Annotated in this window: 13 protein-coding genes; 2 read left to right on the top strand and 11 right to left on the bottom strand. The window is 37.3% G+C overall.

Annotation, left to right across the window (positions count from 1 at the left end; all coding sequences use genetic code 11):
- Nucleotides 1–35: 35 nt before the first annotated feature.
- Nucleotides 36–1,910: a cation:proton antiporter gene (locus ACFSUL_RS05805; protein ID WP_377933563.1), complete on the bottom strand. Its 1,875-nt coding sequence runs from the start codon at nt 1,908–1,910 to the stop codon at nt 36–38.
- 191 nt (nt 1,911–2,101) lie between these two features.
- Complete coding sequence (locus tag ACFSUL_RS05800) at nt 2,102–3,424, bottom strand: oligosaccharide flippase family protein (RefSeq protein ID WP_377933561.1); 1,323 nt, start codon at nt 3,422–3,424, stop codon at nt 2,102–2,104.
- A 639-nt stretch (nt 3,425–4,063) separates the two neighbouring features.
- Here ACFSUL_RS05800 and ACFSUL_RS05795 point away from each other — a divergent pair.
- Together ACFSUL_RS05795 and ACFSUL_RS05790 are read left to right on the top strand one after the other, a co-directional pair.
- Complete coding sequence (locus tag ACFSUL_RS05795; RefSeq protein WP_377933559.1) at nt 4,064–5,050, top strand: acrylyl-CoA reductase family protein; 987 nt, start codon at nt 4,064–4,066, stop codon at nt 5,048–5,050.
- Nucleotides 5,051–5,290: 240 nt separating this feature from the next.
- Complete coding sequence (locus tag ACFSUL_RS05790) at nt 5,291–5,437, top strand: hypothetical protein (RefSeq protein ID WP_377933557.1); 147 nt, start codon at nt 5,291–5,293, stop codon at nt 5,435–5,437.
- A gap of 41 nt (nt 5,438–5,478) precedes the next feature.
- On the opposite strand, the gene ACFSUL_RS05785 is transcribed toward ACFSUL_RS05790, so the two are convergent.
- From ACFSUL_RS05785 to leuC, 9 genes are all read right to left on the bottom strand, one after another.
- Entirely contained in the window at nt 5,479–7,719 is a 2,241-nt protein-coding gene (locus tag ACFSUL_RS05785; protein WP_377933555.1) for a UvrD-helicase domain-containing protein, read from the bottom strand.
- 256 nt (nt 7,720–7,975) lie between these two features.
- Nucleotides 7,976–9,106 (bottom strand): DEAD/DEAH box helicase, encoded by a 1,131-nt coding sequence (locus ACFSUL_RS05780; protein ID WP_377933553.1) that lies wholly within the window; start codon nt 9,104–9,106, stop codon nt 7,976–7,978.
- Nucleotides 9,107–9,123: 17 nt separating this feature from the next.
- Nucleotides 9,124–10,431 carry an ATP-binding protein gene (locus ACFSUL_RS05775; protein ID WP_377933551.1) on the bottom strand — a complete coding sequence of 436 codons (1,308 nt, stop codon included), beginning with the start codon at nt 10,429–10,431 and terminating at the stop codon, nt 9,124–9,126.
- Between the two features lie 457 nt (nt 10,432–10,888).
- Entirely contained in the window at nt 10,889–11,800 is a 912-nt protein-coding gene (gene thrB / locus ACFSUL_RS05770; protein ID WP_377933549.1) for a homoserine kinase, read from the bottom strand.
- Nucleotides 11,797–12,861: a threonine synthase gene (gene thrC / locus ACFSUL_RS05765; protein ID WP_377933547.1), complete on the bottom strand. Its 1,065-nt coding sequence runs from the start codon at nt 12,859–12,861 to the stop codon at nt 11,797–11,799. The genes thrB and thrC overlap by 4 nt, the downstream gene beginning before the upstream one ends.
- Complete coding sequence (locus tag ACFSUL_RS05760; protein ID WP_377933545.1) at nt 12,830–14,155, bottom strand: homoserine dehydrogenase; 1,326 nt, start codon at nt 14,153–14,155, stop codon at nt 12,830–12,832. The genes thrC and ACFSUL_RS05760 overlap by 32 nt, the downstream gene beginning before the upstream one ends.
- Nucleotides 14,156–14,374: 219 nt before the next feature.
- Nucleotides 14,375–15,331, bottom strand: a complete 957-nt coding sequence (gene ilvA / locus ACFSUL_RS05755; RefSeq protein ID WP_377933543.1) for a threonine ammonia-lyase — start codon at nt 15,329–15,331, stop codon at nt 14,375–14,377.
- A gap of 57 nt (nt 15,332–15,388) precedes the next feature.
- Nucleotides 15,389–15,970, bottom strand: a complete 582-nt coding sequence (gene leuD / locus ACFSUL_RS05750; RefSeq protein ID WP_377933541.1) for a 3-isopropylmalate dehydratase small subunit — start codon at nt 15,968–15,970, stop codon at nt 15,389–15,391.
- Between the two features lie 13 nt (nt 15,971–15,983).
- Nucleotides 15,984–17,399 (bottom strand): 3-isopropylmalate dehydratase large subunit, encoded by a 1,416-nt coding sequence (leuC, locus tag ACFSUL_RS05745; protein WP_377933539.1) that lies wholly within the window; start codon nt 17,397–17,399, stop codon nt 15,984–15,986.
- Between the last annotated feature and the right edge of the window lie 86 nt (nt 17,400–17,485).

Genomic DNA, 17,485 nt, shown 5'->3' with positions numbered 1-17,485 from the left:
ATAAACACATGGACGGACTTGATAATGACTTTGATTCAGGTCTGTCCTTTTTGTTCCTTACCTTTTAATTGTTTTTCCCGTTGGTCAGAAATTTTCTTTTGAATTTTATCGTACTCTTTATAACGTTCCATCAAACTGACCACTATATCGCCATCCTCTACTTTCGGAGACATTTCTTCTGTGAAAAATCCTATTTTCCCAGATGGTTTTAATACGAAAAGAATAATGGCATTTTCATTTATCTCTTCAAGATACGCCTCAAACGTATATTTTTCCGTTATATTCGTTTTTCGGAAAACATCTCCCCGTTCTACACGTTTATTTAATTCCTCCCATGTTACATCTTGATGAAAGAGAATTCTTCCACCAATCGTGTTTCCTATATCCTCAATATCATCTTCCCTTTGGCTTCGTAAACTAAGCTGAAACAAATTATTTCTACCTATTTCAGGAACAAAAGTAGTACAAACTAGCGCATTATACGAGTCAAGCTCGGTAGCCGCAATTAAATATTCGTATGGAGTTAGATCTAAATAATAATCCATTTGTTCAGAGAGAACCTCTCCTCGATAGAACGGAACTCCCGCTTTTCTTGCAGTGTACAATCTTTTCCATGAAGAGTCTGCGATCATAACTGGTGTTTTCAATTCTTGAAACGTTTTCGCAATTCCTGTACTAAAACTACTGCCACCAACTATTAATACTCCTGGACGTTCATCTGTTGCCAATCCAAGTTTTTTAGCAAGCCAACCAATCGTAAATCCATGTGCGCAAACAGTCGAAAATACTAATGCAAATGTCAAGGACATTAAAATTCCAGCATCGGTAAAGCCTCTATCTAAAAGAATAGATGCAAAATAGCTAGCAACCGTTAATGCAACTATTCCTCTTGGAGCAATCCATCCCACTAAAATTTTTTCTTTTGTGGAAAGATCTGTTCCAACTGTAGATAACCAAACAGATAGCGGACGGACAATAAACAGCATAAGAAGTACGAAGGCAATGATCTGCCAATTGAATATTTCAAGCAACGTTTTGACAGTTAATGATGCGGTTAACATTACAAAAATGGTCGAAGTGAGTAAGACTGAAATATTTTCCTTAAAATGGCGCATATCACCGATAGAAGCAATATGCATATTGGCTAACGTAATTCCCATTGCTGTTACAGCTAAAAGACCTGTTTCATGAGCAATTTCATCCGACACAGTAAAGCAAGCCAAAACAATGACAAATACAACCGGTGATTTTAAAAACTCCGGGACATGCCCTTTTTCAAAAAGAAATCCGGTACCCCTTCCTGATACCCATCCTAATAAGACGGCGAAAAGAGAGGCAGCGAAAAATAATAATAAAGAGAGGACTGTTACATTGTCGCTTAGTAAAAATCTAATTATTTCAAATGCAAATACAGCAAGTAATGCACCAAATGGATCAACAATAATTCCTTCCCATTTCAAAATAGCCGCAGGTCTTGGTTTTAATTTTGCCTGCCTTAACAGCGGAAGAATAACAGTTGGTCCAGTGACAATAAAAAGACCACCTATTACAAATGCTACAGCCCAAGAAAGTCCTGCAACAAAATGAGCTGCTAACGAACCTAAGACCCAAGCCAAGAAAGCCCCAATCGTCACAATTCTAAAAACAGGTTTTCCTAATCCTCGAACCTCTCGAAAATCTAAATTTAAACTTCCTTCAAATAATATAATCGCTACTGCCATGGAGATTATTGGTTTATATACATCACCAAAATCCTCTTTCGGGTTAATAAGCCCGAAAATTGGTCCAGCTAACAAACCTGCGATAGACATAATGACAATGGCAGGTAGCCTGAATCTCCATGCCAGCCATTGAGAAACAATACCTAGCACACCGATAAACATCAAATTAAATAACATAGAATCAATCATAGCTTGCTCCTTTAAAAAAGAGATAGTTGTACAATGATAAGCTGCTTTTAATGAATGGATAAGAGCTTTATAAAGTTTATAAGTAATTGGCAACGGTCATCGGGATGACTGTCTTAACCCCTTCCTTGACAACTACCACCAACGAAAACTCGAATTTACTGCTTAATTCCCCATTTTTTCTCCTTATTATTTTATTGACGTATAGTTCTTTTAAACCAAGGAGTCATTTCCAATTCATGGCAAATCGTTACATAATGAAGCAATGTAATGAGTACTGCTCCCATATTCATTCCAATGATTACTCCATTCATCCCAAATTCCGAATTGGAACCAAGGAAATACAGAAGAGAGAATGATAGTAATGTTGACCATATTGTATGTAGAAGGGCATCTTTTACTAACCCTAAACCGATAAGAAATGCTTGCATCGGCATTACAAAAAAGTGAAACAAAAAGTAAGGCCACAAAAGCTTTAAATAATAAGCAGCTGTTGTCGTATGGAAAAACAATTCAGTCAGAGGTTCTCCCCAAAAATAAAAAACAGTCACTGCCGGAACCCCGTATCCCAACGTAATCCACATTACTTGTCTTAATAGCGCAATCAGACCTTCCTTGTCACCCTTCGACACCTTTTCTGAAACATTTGGAATCAATACGACTAGCAACGAATAAGCAATGAATGCAGGAAAGAAACCAATTGTTAGCGCAATACCCGCTAGCACCCCGAAATGTTCATTTGCCATCACTTCATTCATACCTGCATGAACAAGTGCAATTTTAATGATAAATGGCTGGATTGCATGTGTTAATGCATGAAATATTCTCAGAACAGTTGTTGGAATCGAAACCGATAACAACGCATTTCTAACTTCTTTTTTAGAAAGTGCAGCATGTACATTCTTTCTTCTACCCTTAAGTTCCAATATGTAAGCATGTAAAAAATATAGAAAAATAAGCCCTTCACTTGCAATTAACGTACAAAGAGCAATGAATATAGCTGTTTTTGATTCAAAAGAAAAAAGTTGGTAAACCCAAATTAACAATCCAAGCTGGAGAGCTTTTCTAACGAGGTTCCCGGCTGCAATTTTTCCCATATGCTGCAATCCCATAAAATAACCTCTCATAATAGACATAAAGGAAATAATCGGAATTGTAATCAAAATCAGCCAGCGAATCCCAGAATGATACCCTTCAAATAGCGGAGTAACAGCAAATAGTAGGGAAACCGCCAACATCAGCAATACAGTCATTACTACGACAAACCGAAATACATAAAAAAGCATATGACGATGATACTTTTCATCGCGTTCCGCGGTAAATTTTGAAATAGAAATAGGAAATTCAAAACTAGCAATGATCACTACTAAAAAAATCGTTGGTAAAATTGACATGTACTTTCCAAGTCCTGCTTCACCTAACTCACGAGCTAAAATCATATTAATCACAAATTCCAGACATTCACCTAAAAAAGCAGTCACTACTAGTACCAATGTACCTCTTAAAAACAAGCTCATCGAATAGCCCCTATTCCTTATAAATGTAATGATTTATTTTATGAAGGCTGTCCAGAATATATGATTGTTTGAAAAGTATAGGTGCAAAGTAAATAAGGCTTTTTCAAACAAAAATGAAAGTAGGGTTAATTCGTAAAATAACTTTCACAAAAGTAAACTATAGGTGCTCATCGCATAGAAGGCTTCCTCCTTTTGTATATCTATATATAGTTATTATTCAAAAGCATGGATATTTTCAAATCTGAATTTACGTGAGTCTGTGTATGACATTTAATCTATGGTGAAATAACACTTTGAATGACATATGGATATTTATGTTAAAATAAACACGGAGATTGTGAAGCTTTATACTTAAACGAAGGCTGTTTTCGTAAAGTTTGTTGTTTTTAGCTAAAACTGTGTTGGATCTACTAAATGGATTTTCGCTGCAGGCACTTAGCTCCTGCGGGAAGATAAGGAAAACAGCCGAGGTCTAGCTTCAGCGAGCTGACCTAGCCGCTTCCACTTTTCTAAGAGGCACCCATTCCTCCTCGAAGAGTCTAGTGTGCCCGCAGCGGAATTCAACGGGCAAAATTCATAACTGAAAACAACAATCGATGAGAAAAGAGTTTAAACGAAAGACAAGGAGTGATGAAGAATATGAATACTTTTCAAGCAATGGTGCTAGATAAAATTGGTGATCAAACTAAGTTAGAAATAAAGCAATTAAGAATCGATGATTTATCGGAAGGAGAAGTAACGATTCGTGTTGCTTATTCTAGTGTTAATTTTAAAGACGGCGCAGTGGCCATCAATAATCAGTTTGTAGAATCCTATCCTTTAGTACCAGGGATAGATTTAGCTGGGACGGTTATTGCTTCAACAGATAAACGATTTAAAACAGGTGATGAAGTAATTGTAACTAGCTATAAGTTAGGCACAGGACATTCTGGTGGATTTAGTGAAGTTGCACGTGTACCTGCAGAGTGGGTTGTCCCTCTTCCAGAAGGATTGTCTTTAAAAGAAGCCATGATTCTTGGAACGGCTGGGTTTACCGCAGCATTATCAGTTCAAAGGCTTGAAGATAATAAATTAGAACCTGACCAAGGACCTGTTTTGGTCGCAGGTGCTACAGGCGGAGTTGGTAGTATTGCAGTCAATATTTTAGCTAAAAGAGGTTATGAAGTTGTAGCTAGTACAGGTAAATCCAGCGAAATAGATTATTTAAAGGAATTAGGGGCTAAACACATTATTAATCGTAATGAGATAATAGATACAGACCAGACACCCATTCGTGAAGAAAAATGGGCTGGAGCTATCGACCCTGTAGGTGGGAAAACTCTTCAATATATACTTAGCACATTGAAATATGGAGGATCTGTAGCTACATGTGGTTTAACAGGTGGGGTAGCAGTTTCAACAACCGTTATTCCTCCTATTTCAAGGGGTATTAATTGGCTTGGTATTGATTCGGTTGAATGTCCAATGGATAAACGATTAAAAGTTTGGAAGCGTCTGGGTGATGATTTTAAACCAACAACATTAAATAAGGACTTGGTCAATGAGATCTCATTAAAAGAGCTTCCAGAAGTATTAACGAATATTTTAGATGGAAAAGTACGTGGAAGAACTCTTGTTAAATTATAAAAGCTCAGTTCATGTACAATGTGGTTACTGAAAAAGGAACGCTTTTTAAAATCCCAGAAGATTTTTGTCCATGAAAAAATTCATTTCAATGATGAAAAGTTATTATACATTCAAATAAGTCAACTTACGATTCTTCCCTTTTTATATGACCATTTAAATACGGTGTCCTACTGTCCCCCACTACGGAATAGACTTTAAATAGAAGCTTGATACATCTTACTTAATGAGAGGAGAAGTAAAATGCTATCGATGACTATTATTACTATTGGCTTTCTTGCAGTATTGGGGATGATTTTAGGATTTCTTATTTATTTTTTAAAGGGAACATTGAACTCAGATGACGCAAAAAGAATTGATCCGATTGACGAAGATAACGAGAGTAAATAACAATAAAACCTTGTCTGCAGTATGCAGACAAGGTTTTATTGTTATAGATCTTTTTCTCCTAGAATCATTTTCTCTTTACAAAGCGGACATTGTTTTTCTTTACCTTTTTCCTTACTCTCAAATCGCTGCCACGCTATGCAGTTATCACTACTACATATCCACGCTTTTACCTTTTGACCTAAAACCTTTTTTTCCTTATTTTTGTCCGGTCTCACAGCTGGCTTTTTAAACAAATTGGCAATAAAACGAGAGCTTTCCCGCTTATCTCCTTGGTAAAAACCTGGAGAACTTATATATAACCGTTCTTTTGCCCTCGTAATGGCAACATAGGCAAGTCTTCTCTCTTCCTCCACCGCCTGCGTGACTTTATTATTTTTATCCGCTTTTGCATAAACTTTATCTTCTAGACTATCCGCTTTTAATGCGGAAGCGTGTGGGAGGTTACCTTCGATTGCCCCAATCACGAATACCGCTTTAAATTCAAGCCCTTTGGATCGGTGAATCGTCATCAAAGAGATAGCATCCTTTTTCTGATTGGATTGTTGATAGACTTCCTGAACTTTTAGCTTCATTTCGTCGATAAAGTTAATAAAACTGGCAATCGAATCAAAACGCTTGGCAGACCCTTCTAGCTCATTAAGCATTTCATTTATCATTTCTTTTTGTTCTGTAACTAAGTTAGATTCCTCTGCTTCCATATACTTATGGTAAAAGAAGCGACGAATCTTTTTAATTGCCACTTCAGGTGTTTCTTTTTGCAAATCCTTTAAAAATTTCAAGCGTTCTTTTATCGATTTTACTTGGAAAGGCTTTAAACTTGGAATCGTTGTTAAATGAATGAGAGGGTACTTCTTCCTTCCTTCTTCTTCTTCCTTGTTTAAAATATGCGCCATTCCTTTTTCTCTGTTAATAAACATGCTAGGCAATATGCTTTCAATTGCTGTAAAGTTTCTTGGGACGATAACGAGCCGTAAATAATCCACTACAGGTTTAATCATCCAATTTTCATAAAATAATGTTTCCTTTTGGTTATATGGATTAAATGGCATTTCCTTTAAAATTAGCTGCTCGAATATAGCTCGACTGCTACTTGCTGTTCGATGAAGAATAGCGATATCTTGATAAGCATACCCATCGTTGTGTAACTGCTCAATTTCTTTTATTATCCAGTCCGCTTCTTCATCTGCTGTTGCTGGTCTTGAGTATAGCGGCTGAAAACCACCCTCATATGTGGCTGACAATTCTTTTTTTCGTCTAGATTTATTTTTAGAAATTACTTCATTTCCTAAACCAATAATATATGGATTCGATCGATAATTTGCCACCAATGTAATTACTTTCGCATCCTTATAATGAGTATCAAAGTCTAATATAAATTCATTTCTTGCTCCATTAAAAGAATAGATTGTTTGATCATCGTCTCCAACGACAAATAAATTTTTATGACCAGCTATCATTTTGACTAGCTCGTATTGGAGAAAATTTGTATCTTGAAATTCGTCAACCATTACATAGCTAAATCGATTTTGAAGCGATTGAAGTAAAGACGGGTTTCCTTTCAGTAAGAGATAAGCCTCACATAAAATATCATCAAAATCTAATTTATGGTTCTTTCTTTTCCACTCTTCGTATTGCAGTAAGATTCTTTTTATTTGTTTTTCTGTTCTCGAATCGTTTGGCTGTACGGCCAGTTCAATTTTATTTAGCTTATAATAGGACAGTGTGCTAAGTAATGTTTCCGCATCAAATGGATCATTGATATTCATTTGTCTTTGAATTTGCTTTAAAATAATTTGTTTATATCGTTCGTTCCCGATAATTTCTTGAGTATATTTTTGGCCTCTTAACAGCATCAGAAATAGGGAGTGAAAAGTACTGGCCTGAATTGCTTTTGCCTTACTTCCGTTCATTGTTGGTAGCTTTGCAATTCTCTCTTTCATTTCTTCTGCTGCTTTTCTTGTAAATGTTACTAGTAAAATATTATTTGGTTGAATATTTTTTACAGTCATTAAATATCCAGTTCTACAGACGAGCACAGTTGTTTTCCCTGTTCCTGCACCAGCTAATGTTAAACACGGACCATTTACGTGACGAACTGCATCGATTTGAGGTCCATTTAAATAGATTCCTGCTTTCTCTATGTTTCTGAAAAATGCGGCATCCTCTTCATCTTTATTTACTAATTTTATGGAAGTGCCTCCGTCGACTGTTGTTGCCTTTGGTATGGTAGACCATTCAGCCTCAAAAGGTAGTTTAGAAAAATTGGAACTATTATTACTCAAAAGTCATTCTCCTACTCTTTAAATCATCTATAACCTACTCATCATACCAAGTCTATTTTGCTTCTAGCAATGGAAATCATTAAAAAACCACTTTTAAAAGGTCCGTCCCTGACTACAGAAACGCGTTAAAGCAGCCGGGGACGGACCTGCCGATAATAAAGAGAAATAGCAAAAGAGACGATTTCCTCGAAATCGTCTCTTTTGCTATTTCTTATGCTACTCCATTCAAAGGTGCGCTCCACGTCACGATGAAGTGTTAAAGGTTTTTTAGTTTTCCGCCGTGGATGGTTTTCGGTTGGATAGACAGGTCGAGCTCGTTGCTCATTTTTTCAAGAAAGCTTTGTTCTCTTTTCGTTACAAGTGAAATGACAGTTCCTTCTGCTCCCATTCGTCCTGTTCTACCCGAGCGATGGATATATTGTTTTGTATCCGTTGGGAAGTCAAAGTGAATAACATGTGTGACACCCTGGATATCCAACCCTCTCGCAGCGACATCGGTAGTTAACAATAAGGAAACTTTTCCAGATCGAAAACGGTCAAGCGATTGTTTTCTTTCTACTTTCTTTGCTTCACCGGCTAATACCTCTAGGTTAACGCCTTTATATTTTAATTTTTCCTCTGCCTCTGACAGTTTTCCTAGTTGATTGAAGAATACTAATGCTTTTATATCTTTAAAATAAGCAAGATTTCGAATGGCTTCAATTTTGTCACGCATCTCTGTATGAACAAAAACGTGTTCAACTTTTGGATTATCTAATTCACTCTCAATTTTCACTATTTCATACTCCTGCAGTAATTCGTCAGCAACTGTTTCTGTCTCATCAGATAATGTGGCAGAGAAAAACAACACTTGTCTCTCTTTCAAGGTAGACTTAATGATTTCTTTTACCTCTTTTCGATGTTCCTGTGTAATCATCAAATCAAATTCATCCACTACAACCGTTTTAACTTCGTGCATTTTCAACTTTTTCATTTTTATTAGTTCAAGCAAACGTCCTGTTGTCCCAACAACAATATGTGGTTTTTTCTTTAACTTTTCAACTTGTTTCTTCACGTTGGCACCACCGATAAATGCTGCACTTGTAATCTCGCTACCTTTTGTCCACTTTTGTATTTCCGATTGTATTTGCATAACAAGTTCACGCGATGGGGCTATAATAACAGCCTGTGCCTGTTTTCTAGAAGCATCAATTTTATTAATGATTGGAAGTAGATAAGCTAATGTTTTTCCAGTTCCAGTCGGTGATTCGCATACTACGTCCTTTCCTTGTAAAATAAGCGGAATTGACCTTTTCTGTACCTCTGTTAAATTAGTAAAACCTGACTTTTCCCAAACACTCTCTACAAATGATGGAGTCTGATCTAAAATGGATAATTCATTGTTCATATTTATAATCCTCTCTTTTACAATATCTTTTCATCACTTAGCGGAAGATAAATGTCTACTTCTGTGCCTTCACCAATAGAACTTTTAAATTCCATACTCCCTTTATGTCTTTCCACTATCTTCTTACAAATAGCAAGTCCAAGTCCTGTTCCTGTTTCCTTTGTAGAATAAAATGGTTCCCCAACTTTTTTCACTTTTTCAGGCTCCATCCCCACCCCATTATCTCTCACAGTTATGCATGCAAATGGTTCCTTTTTGGTAATGGTAATTGTCACGTTTCCATGATATTTATTATTAATTGCTTCTACACTATTTTTTATAATATTAATAAAAACTTGCTTCAATTGATTCGCATCTGATTTTACATAAAGATCTTTTCCGGCAAGATTTTCATAAATAATGGATACATTGTCCAAGTTGGCTTGAGCGTTCATTAACACAAGCACTTGCCTCATGACATCATCTAAGTTCACCTGACGCAATGGTATATCTTGTTGTTTTCCAAGAATAAGCATTTCACTTGAGATTAAGTCTATCCGTTCAATTTCTGAAAGCATGATGTCTAAATGGTTTACGTCTACCGTTCTTGTACCTTGCATCAACTGTACAAATCCCTTTAAGGAGGTCAATGGATTTCTTATTTCATGAGCTACACCTGCTGCTAATTGACCGATCACGGAGAGTTTTTCCGAGGCAACAATCATTTGCTCATTTTCACGTATTGATGTTATATCTCTTGCAATACCAAATACTCCCGTAATTTCCTCATAAATAAAGATAGGGACAAGTGAGCACCTTAGTATTTTTTCGTTTTTTTCAAAATCAACCATCGTCGTTTCAAAATTCGAAGCTTTACCATTCAAAGCCTTTTTATAATAATCACGAACAGCCAAAATAGACTTTTCAGGAAAAAAATCTGAAATGTTTTCTGCTTGCAATTCTTGAATGCTTAAGCCCAATAACTTTTCTCCTTCTGGATTAATCGCTACGATTTCCCCACTTTGATTAACTTCAAAAACAGCATCAGGGTTATGTATAAAAAGTGATTGGTATTGCTGAGAATTGATAGCTAACTGTTGTTCTTTTCTCCTTAATTTTTCGTTCGCTTCCAAAATTTCACTTGTTCTTTTATAAACTAAATAATAAATGACAAGGCCGGTTATTAAAATAAAAAACCACCCTTTATACCTTTGAAAAAAAATGTAAAGGGTTATCTTATTATGTGCGAACAGCATGGATACATGATCGGATAACAGAACCCAAGCTGCACCTAAAATGACATAAGTTATAGCAACCTTTAAAGCAATTTGTTTAGCATGCTTCATATTTCCACATTTCCACCTAAAATTATATTTAATATTCTTCTTATCTTTTCACTATCCTTTACTTTTTATCCCGCATTAACTAGGAGAGATCTCCTTTATCCCTCTTTCCGGTCTTTAGTAAAAGTCCATCACTAGAATACAGGAAAAATGATTGTTTGACCATTATTAGTTTTAGGCGTTTTGATTTTTCACAGAGAAGTTGGGGGATATTGCAGAATTCCGCTTCTTACATTAGTGGTTTATTTTATAGAGCTCTTTTCTCATAGGCTGTTGTTTTTACTTATACATTTTGCCCGTAGCGGAATGCAACGCAGTAGGTTCAACTTAGTTTCCGTTCAAAAGCACAATTTTTACGAAAACACCCTTCATGAAAATGAAAGTTGCCAGTTTTCGAGAGATACATGAAGTAGCGTATGTACTTTAACGGGAAAACATAAAAGGTACGTCCCTCACCTCTTTACAGTAGTGAAGGGCGTACCTTTTTATCATTTTGATGTGTTTGAATACCACTTGGACTAATTTGCAACTTTTGGATGTTCATTTTGGGAAAAGATTGGGATAACTTGGTATAGAGCCACTCGCTACTTTCTTTTTCCACGTAGCAGGCAATGGTTGGCCCCGCTCCACTTAGAGCTACACCGAACGCTCCATATCGACAAGCTATTTGCTCGACTTCTTCATAATGAGGGATAAATTTCTTCCGATATGGCTGGTGATATCGATCGTCTTTCATCATTTCTCCTGCTAATTCCCAGTCTTTCTTCAACAATGCCGCTACCATCACATTCGAAACAGCACCTGCTTCCACTGCTTCCGAAAAAGATAACATTGAGGGAAGTGCATTTCTTGAATCCTCTGTCTTCCATTCTTTTTCAGGAATAATGGTAATAACCTCAATAGGTAGATCCGAAATTGGAAGGAGACGGACTGTATCCTTCGTTTGACAACTAACAACAAGCCCTCCGTATAAAGAAGCACCAACATTATCTGGATGCCCTTCAAGTTTTGTTGCAATGTCTAACTTTTCTTGCAGTGTTAAACGAAGCTCTCCGACTGCATCCGCCAATTCAATTCCTGCTACGACTGCTGCTGCACTGGAACCTAACCCTCTTGCCAGTGGAATATCACTTCTCACTGAAATATGACAGGGATTTAGTTCCTTCCCATGTTCCTTTGCAATTTCTTTCGCTATTTTCACAATCATATGGGATTCGTCTGTTGGAAACACTTTTAGTTCTTTTGATAGCGGAACAACTTCCCATTGCTCCGCCTCCATTACTTCTAATGTCAAATACAAGTTTAATGCTAATCCGATGGAATCAAAGCCAGCACCTAAGTTAGCTGTACTTGCAGGAACGACAATTTTCATACTCCGATTGTCCCTTTAATATAATCTGCAACAACCTGTTCATCATTCGGTAATTGTGCTGGTTTCACCGGACTATACTCCATTGCAGTTGCTGGATCTTTCAATCCATTTCCTGTTAAAACAGATACAACAATAGCTCCCTTACTAATGGATCCATTTTCAACTGACTTTTTCACCCCTGCTAGTGAAGCACAAGATCCAGGTTCTGCGAAAATTCCTTCTTTCCTCGATAGCAGCTGGTATGCTTCAATAATTTGTTCATCACTTACTTCATCTATATTACCGTCCGATTCCCTCCAGGCATCAACAGCAAGATTCCAACTTGCCGGATTACCAATTCGAATAGCGGTTGCAACAGTTTCTGGCTCTGGAAACACACGGTCATGCACGATGGCCGCTGCTCCTGATGCTTCAAATCCAAACATTCGAGGAAGCCCTGTTGATTTTTTTTGATGATACTCCTTAAACCCCTTCCAGTAAGCAGAAATATTTCCTGCATTCCCCACTGGAATAGCTAAAATTTCAGGGGCTTTATCATCTAGGGCATCACAAATTTCAAATGCCGCTGTTTTTTGACCTTCCAAACGATACGGATTAACAGAGTTAACAAGCGTAACCGGCTCTTTCTCACTTATTCTCCTTACAATTTTTAATGCTTCGTCAAAATTCCCCTCAATGGAAATAATTTCGGCACCGTACATGACAGCCTGAGCAAGTTTACCAGCTGCAATCTTTCCTTCTGGAATAACAACGATACAACGAAGACCTGCTCTTGCCGCATAGGCAGCGGCAGCGGCGGAAGTATTGCCAGTAGAAGCACAAATAACCGTATCGCTTCCTTCCTCTATCGCTTTTGCAACAGCAAGCACCATTCCCCTGTCTTTAAATGATCCAGTAGGATTAACCCCTTCTACTTTTGCAAAAAGGGCAATTCCCCACTCTTTCGATAAACGGGAGAGCTTAATTAGTGGTGTGTTCCCTTCATTTAAACTCAACAAAGGTGTTTCATTATTAATAGGAAGGTATTCTTTATACTGAGACAACAGACCTTGCCATTTCATGAACATTCCCTCCTTCTACGCGATAAGAACTTTCGATGGATTGAACAAATTGATAGTCGTTTAACTCTTGTAATACTTTCTCATGATTGTATAGGGACTCTCCATGTGTAACGATGACAATTTCGGAGAAGCCATTCTCTTCTAAAGGGTTTTGTAATATTTTTTCAAAACTAACGCCGTAATTAGAAAAGATAGATGTGATTTTTGCTAAAACACCAACTTCATCCTTCACACGCAACCGCAAAAAGTACTTTGAAAAGATTTCATGATCTTCTTTTAACTTTTTCGGAAATTCCGGAAGAATTGCACTTTTTCCATTTACACCAAGTCTCATATTTTTCATGATACCAACAAGGTCTGATACGATTGCAGTTGCTGTAGGTAAACTTCCAGCGCCCGGCCCATAAAACATTGTTTCTCCGACAGCCTCACCATACACATATACAGCGTTATACTCATCATTTACAGATGCTAATGGGTGCTTACTTTCTAACAGTGTCGGTTGAACACTCACCTCTACCTTCTCCCCTTCCCTATGAGCAACACCAATAAGTTTCATTGTATAACCAAATTGCTCTCCATAGTGAAGATCTTCTCCTGAAACCTCTGTAATTCCCTTTACCTTTACATCAGCCAGATCTACATTCATTGAGAAGCCCAATGTCGATAATATCGCCATTTTCCTTGCAGCGTCCAAACCTCCCACATCTGCCTCAGGATCCGCCTCTGCATATCCAAGACGTTGCGCTTCTGCCAATACATCATCAAATGTACGTCCTTCTTTACTCATTTTTGTAAGAATAAAGTTCGTTGTGCCATTTACAATTCCCATCATTTTTGTAATCCTGTCGGATGCTAATCCATCTACTAAACTTCTTAAAATAGGAATCCCACCTGCAACGCTTGCTTCATAAAATAAATCACATTGATTTTTTGAAGCTACATCAAGAAGTTCCGGTCCATGTAATGCCATTAAATCTTTGTTAGCTGTAACGATATGCTTTTTTTGCTCGAGTGCTTGGATTAAATACTCCTTCGTTTCTTCAATCCCCCCCATTACTTCCACGATAATATCTATTTCTGGATCTAGTAGTACCTCTTCAGGATTTAACGTCAAAATTTCTGGATCTAATTCAAGTTCTCTTTGTTTCTCTAAATCTAGTACTAAAGCTTTTTTTACTTTCACAGGACAGCCAATTTGATGGCAAAGTTTATCTTGATGATTTTCTATTATCTTCACAACTCCTGAGCCGACTGTTCCTAATCCTAACAAGCCAATTGAAATAGATTCCATAATAAGAAAACCTCCGTTTGTTTATTACTGATGTACATTTGTTTTTATATAGTGGACATTATAGATGAAATATTTACCTTTATCAATAGCTTTTTTTATTTAATGCCTTGTAAGTGCTTCCTTTCCTGTTAGATGGGGCTTAATTCTTTTATAGATTTTACTATTTTAAAAAGAGAGGACCGTCCTAAAGCTGCCAATAGCAACCAAGGACCGTCCTACTTATCCAATATAGTGTAATCTTTTGACCATACTAGACAGGTCTTTATAGATCGAAATTTTACTTGGATCTGCATTCCCACCGCTAATAACACAACCTACCTTTTTCCCTTGCACTTTGAGTTTTCCACAAAGTACAGCCGCTAAAGAAGCTGCTCCTGCACCTTCAACTAATGTTTTTTCCCTTTGTAGCATAAACATAATACCATAAGAAATTTCTTCATCCGTTACAGTCACCATGTCATCAACATATTTTTCAATAATAGGAAATGTCAATTTTCCCGGTTCTTTTACTAGAATTCCATCAGCAATGGAGTGAACATGATCACCACAATTAGAAGCTTTTCCTCTAAAACGGTTATAGGTTGCTGGTGCTCCTAGTGCTTGCACGCCGATGATTTTGACATGCGGATTAAAACTTTTGACTGCAAGTGCCATTCCAGCCAAAAGTCCTCCACCACCAACAGGCACAACTAATACCTCTAAATTGCTACATTGCTGTAACATTTCAAGGGCAACAGTACCTTGACCCGCCATTACTTTTGGATCATCAAATGCATGAACATAAGTAGAACCTGCGATTAGCCTTTCTTCCTCTGCAGCCAAATAAGCTTCCTGATATGTTTCTCCTTCTAATATAATCTCCGCACCATAATGTCTAGTGGCAGCCACCTTTGTAGAAGGTGTTCTTTTAGGCATAAAAATCTTTGAGGGTATATTTCTCAAAGAGGCTGCCAATGCGACCCCTTGCGCATGATTACCAGCAGAAGCGGCAATAATCCCTCTTTCGGCCTCTTCCTCCTTCAATGACATTACTTTATTCATTGCACCCCTAAGCTTAAATGATCCTGTACGCTGAAGATTTTCCATTTTTAACGATATTTCTGCTCCTGTAAAGGCATTTAGCGTTTTGGACTGCTTTAAAGGAGTTCTATGCACCATATGAATGATTCTTTCCATCGCTTCTACTACATCTGCACCGTTAATTAAATCTAAATCCCCAAGAGAGTCACCCCATTATTTATTTTCAAATTGTCGTATCTTTTCTTCATATTTCAACGTCAAATCTATTTCATCTAATCCTTCTAACAGCATCGTCTTCCAATATGGGTCTACTTCAAAGGTCGTATAAAAACCTTTGGAATCCTGTACTGTTTGATTTTCCAATGAAACTTCCAGTATGAGCTCTTCCTCAGTCGCCCTTTCAAATAACTTCTCTATTTCTTTAGAAGAAAGCTTGATTGGCAATATTCCATTTTTTAAGCAATTATTATAAAAAATGTCTGCAAAACTTTCCGCTATCACAACATTGAATCCAAAATCCTGTAATGCCCACGGAGCATGCTCCCGAGAAGAACCACAGCCAAAGTTTTTTCCAGAAAGTAATATTTTAGAATTTTTATAACGAGGCGAATTTAACAAGAAATCTTGTTTTAATTTTCCCCCCTTGTCTTCAAACCTCCAGTGAAAGAAAAGAAACTGTCCGAAACCTTTTCTTTCTATTCTTTTTAAAAATTGCTTTGGAATAATTTGATCGGTATCAACATTGTCTCGATTGAGAGGAAATACTTTACCGGAATAATTTATCTTGCGGGCCAAGTACCCCACCCCCTTATGAATATAATAAGTTATCTATTTTTCTTACATCTGTTAATCTTCCATTAATGGCTGCAGCTGCTGCCATTGCTGGACTTAATAAATGTGTTCTTGAGCCATTCCCTTGTCTTCCTTCAAAGTTTCGATTGGAAGTAGAAGCGCAACGCTTTCCTGGAGGTACAATATCATCATTCATCGCAAGGCACATACTACAACCCGCTTCTCTCCATTCAAATCCGGCTTCCTGAAAAATCTTATGGAGCCCCTCTTCTTCTGCTGCCTTTTTTACTTTGTAGGAGCCAGGGACAACAAGGGCTACTACCCCCTCTTTTACCTTTTGATTTTGGATTACTTTTGCTGCTGCTCTCAGGTCACTCAACCTAGAGTTTGTACATGATCCAATAAAGACATAATCAATCGGAACTTCTTCTAGTCTTGCTCCTGGCTCAAGATCCATATATTGCAATGCACGTTTTAATGCTTCCTTTTCCGAGCTATCTTCAAATTGTTCAAATTGCGGTACAGTACCAGAAATAGAGCCGCCCATTGATGGGTTAGTTCCCCATGTCACTTGAGGTTCAACATCCTCTCCGGCAATTTCAATTGTTTTATCATAGGAAGCACCTTCATCGGTCACAAGCATTTTCCACTTTTCAGTCAATTCTTCAAATGGAACATCCTTTGGTAAATGCTCTCTTCCTTTTAAATATTCAAATGTCACTTCATCAGGACCAATTAATCCTGCCCTAGCGCCTGCTTCTATCGACATGTTACAAACAGTCATTCTTTCTTCCATACTCAAGTTCTTAATAGCTTCTCCCGTAAATTCTATTACATGCCCAGTCCCTACTCCAATACCATATTGAGCAATTAAATATAAAATAAGGTCTTTGGCGGTAACACCAAATCCAAGTTTCCCAGTAACGTTTACTTGCAATGTTTTCGGCTTAGTTTGCCATAAGGTTTGAGTTGCTAAAACATGCTCTACCTCACTAGTTCCAATTCCGAAAGCTATGGCACCAAATGCCCCGTGAGTAGAGGTATGGCTATCACCACAAACAATTGTTTTTCCCGGCTGCGTCAATCCTAACTCCGGTCCGATGACATGAACGATTCCCTGATCAGGGTCATTTATATCTGCAAGTTCTATTTGGAAATCAGTACAATTCTCTCTAAGTTTATTCATTTGGGTAAGCGCAATCTCATCATTAATAATATGACGCTCTCTTGTAGGTACATTGTGATCCATTGTCGCAAAGGTCAATTTAGGCATTCTGACTCGGCGATTTTTCATACGAAGTCCTTCAAATGCCTGCGGTGATGTGACTTCATGGACAAGATGTAAATCAATATAAAGTAAATCAGGTTTATTTTCTTCTCGATGTACAATATGACTTTCCCAAATCTTTTCTATAATATTTTTCGGTTCCATAGGTAACTTCCCTCCTTTAAAATGAGAAGAGAGTAGAAATAAGGACTTTCCTTTCAATGAAAAATCCTTATCCTGCCCTCGCTTCT

The organism is Bacillus seohaeanensis (assembly GCF_042684945.1).
GTDB lineage: Bacteria > Bacillota > Bacilli > Bacillales > Bacillaceae_B > Rossellomorea > Rossellomorea seohaeanensis.
The sequence above is the reverse complement of the archived record's forward strand: the minus strand, read 5'-3'. Positions and strand labels throughout refer to the sequence as shown.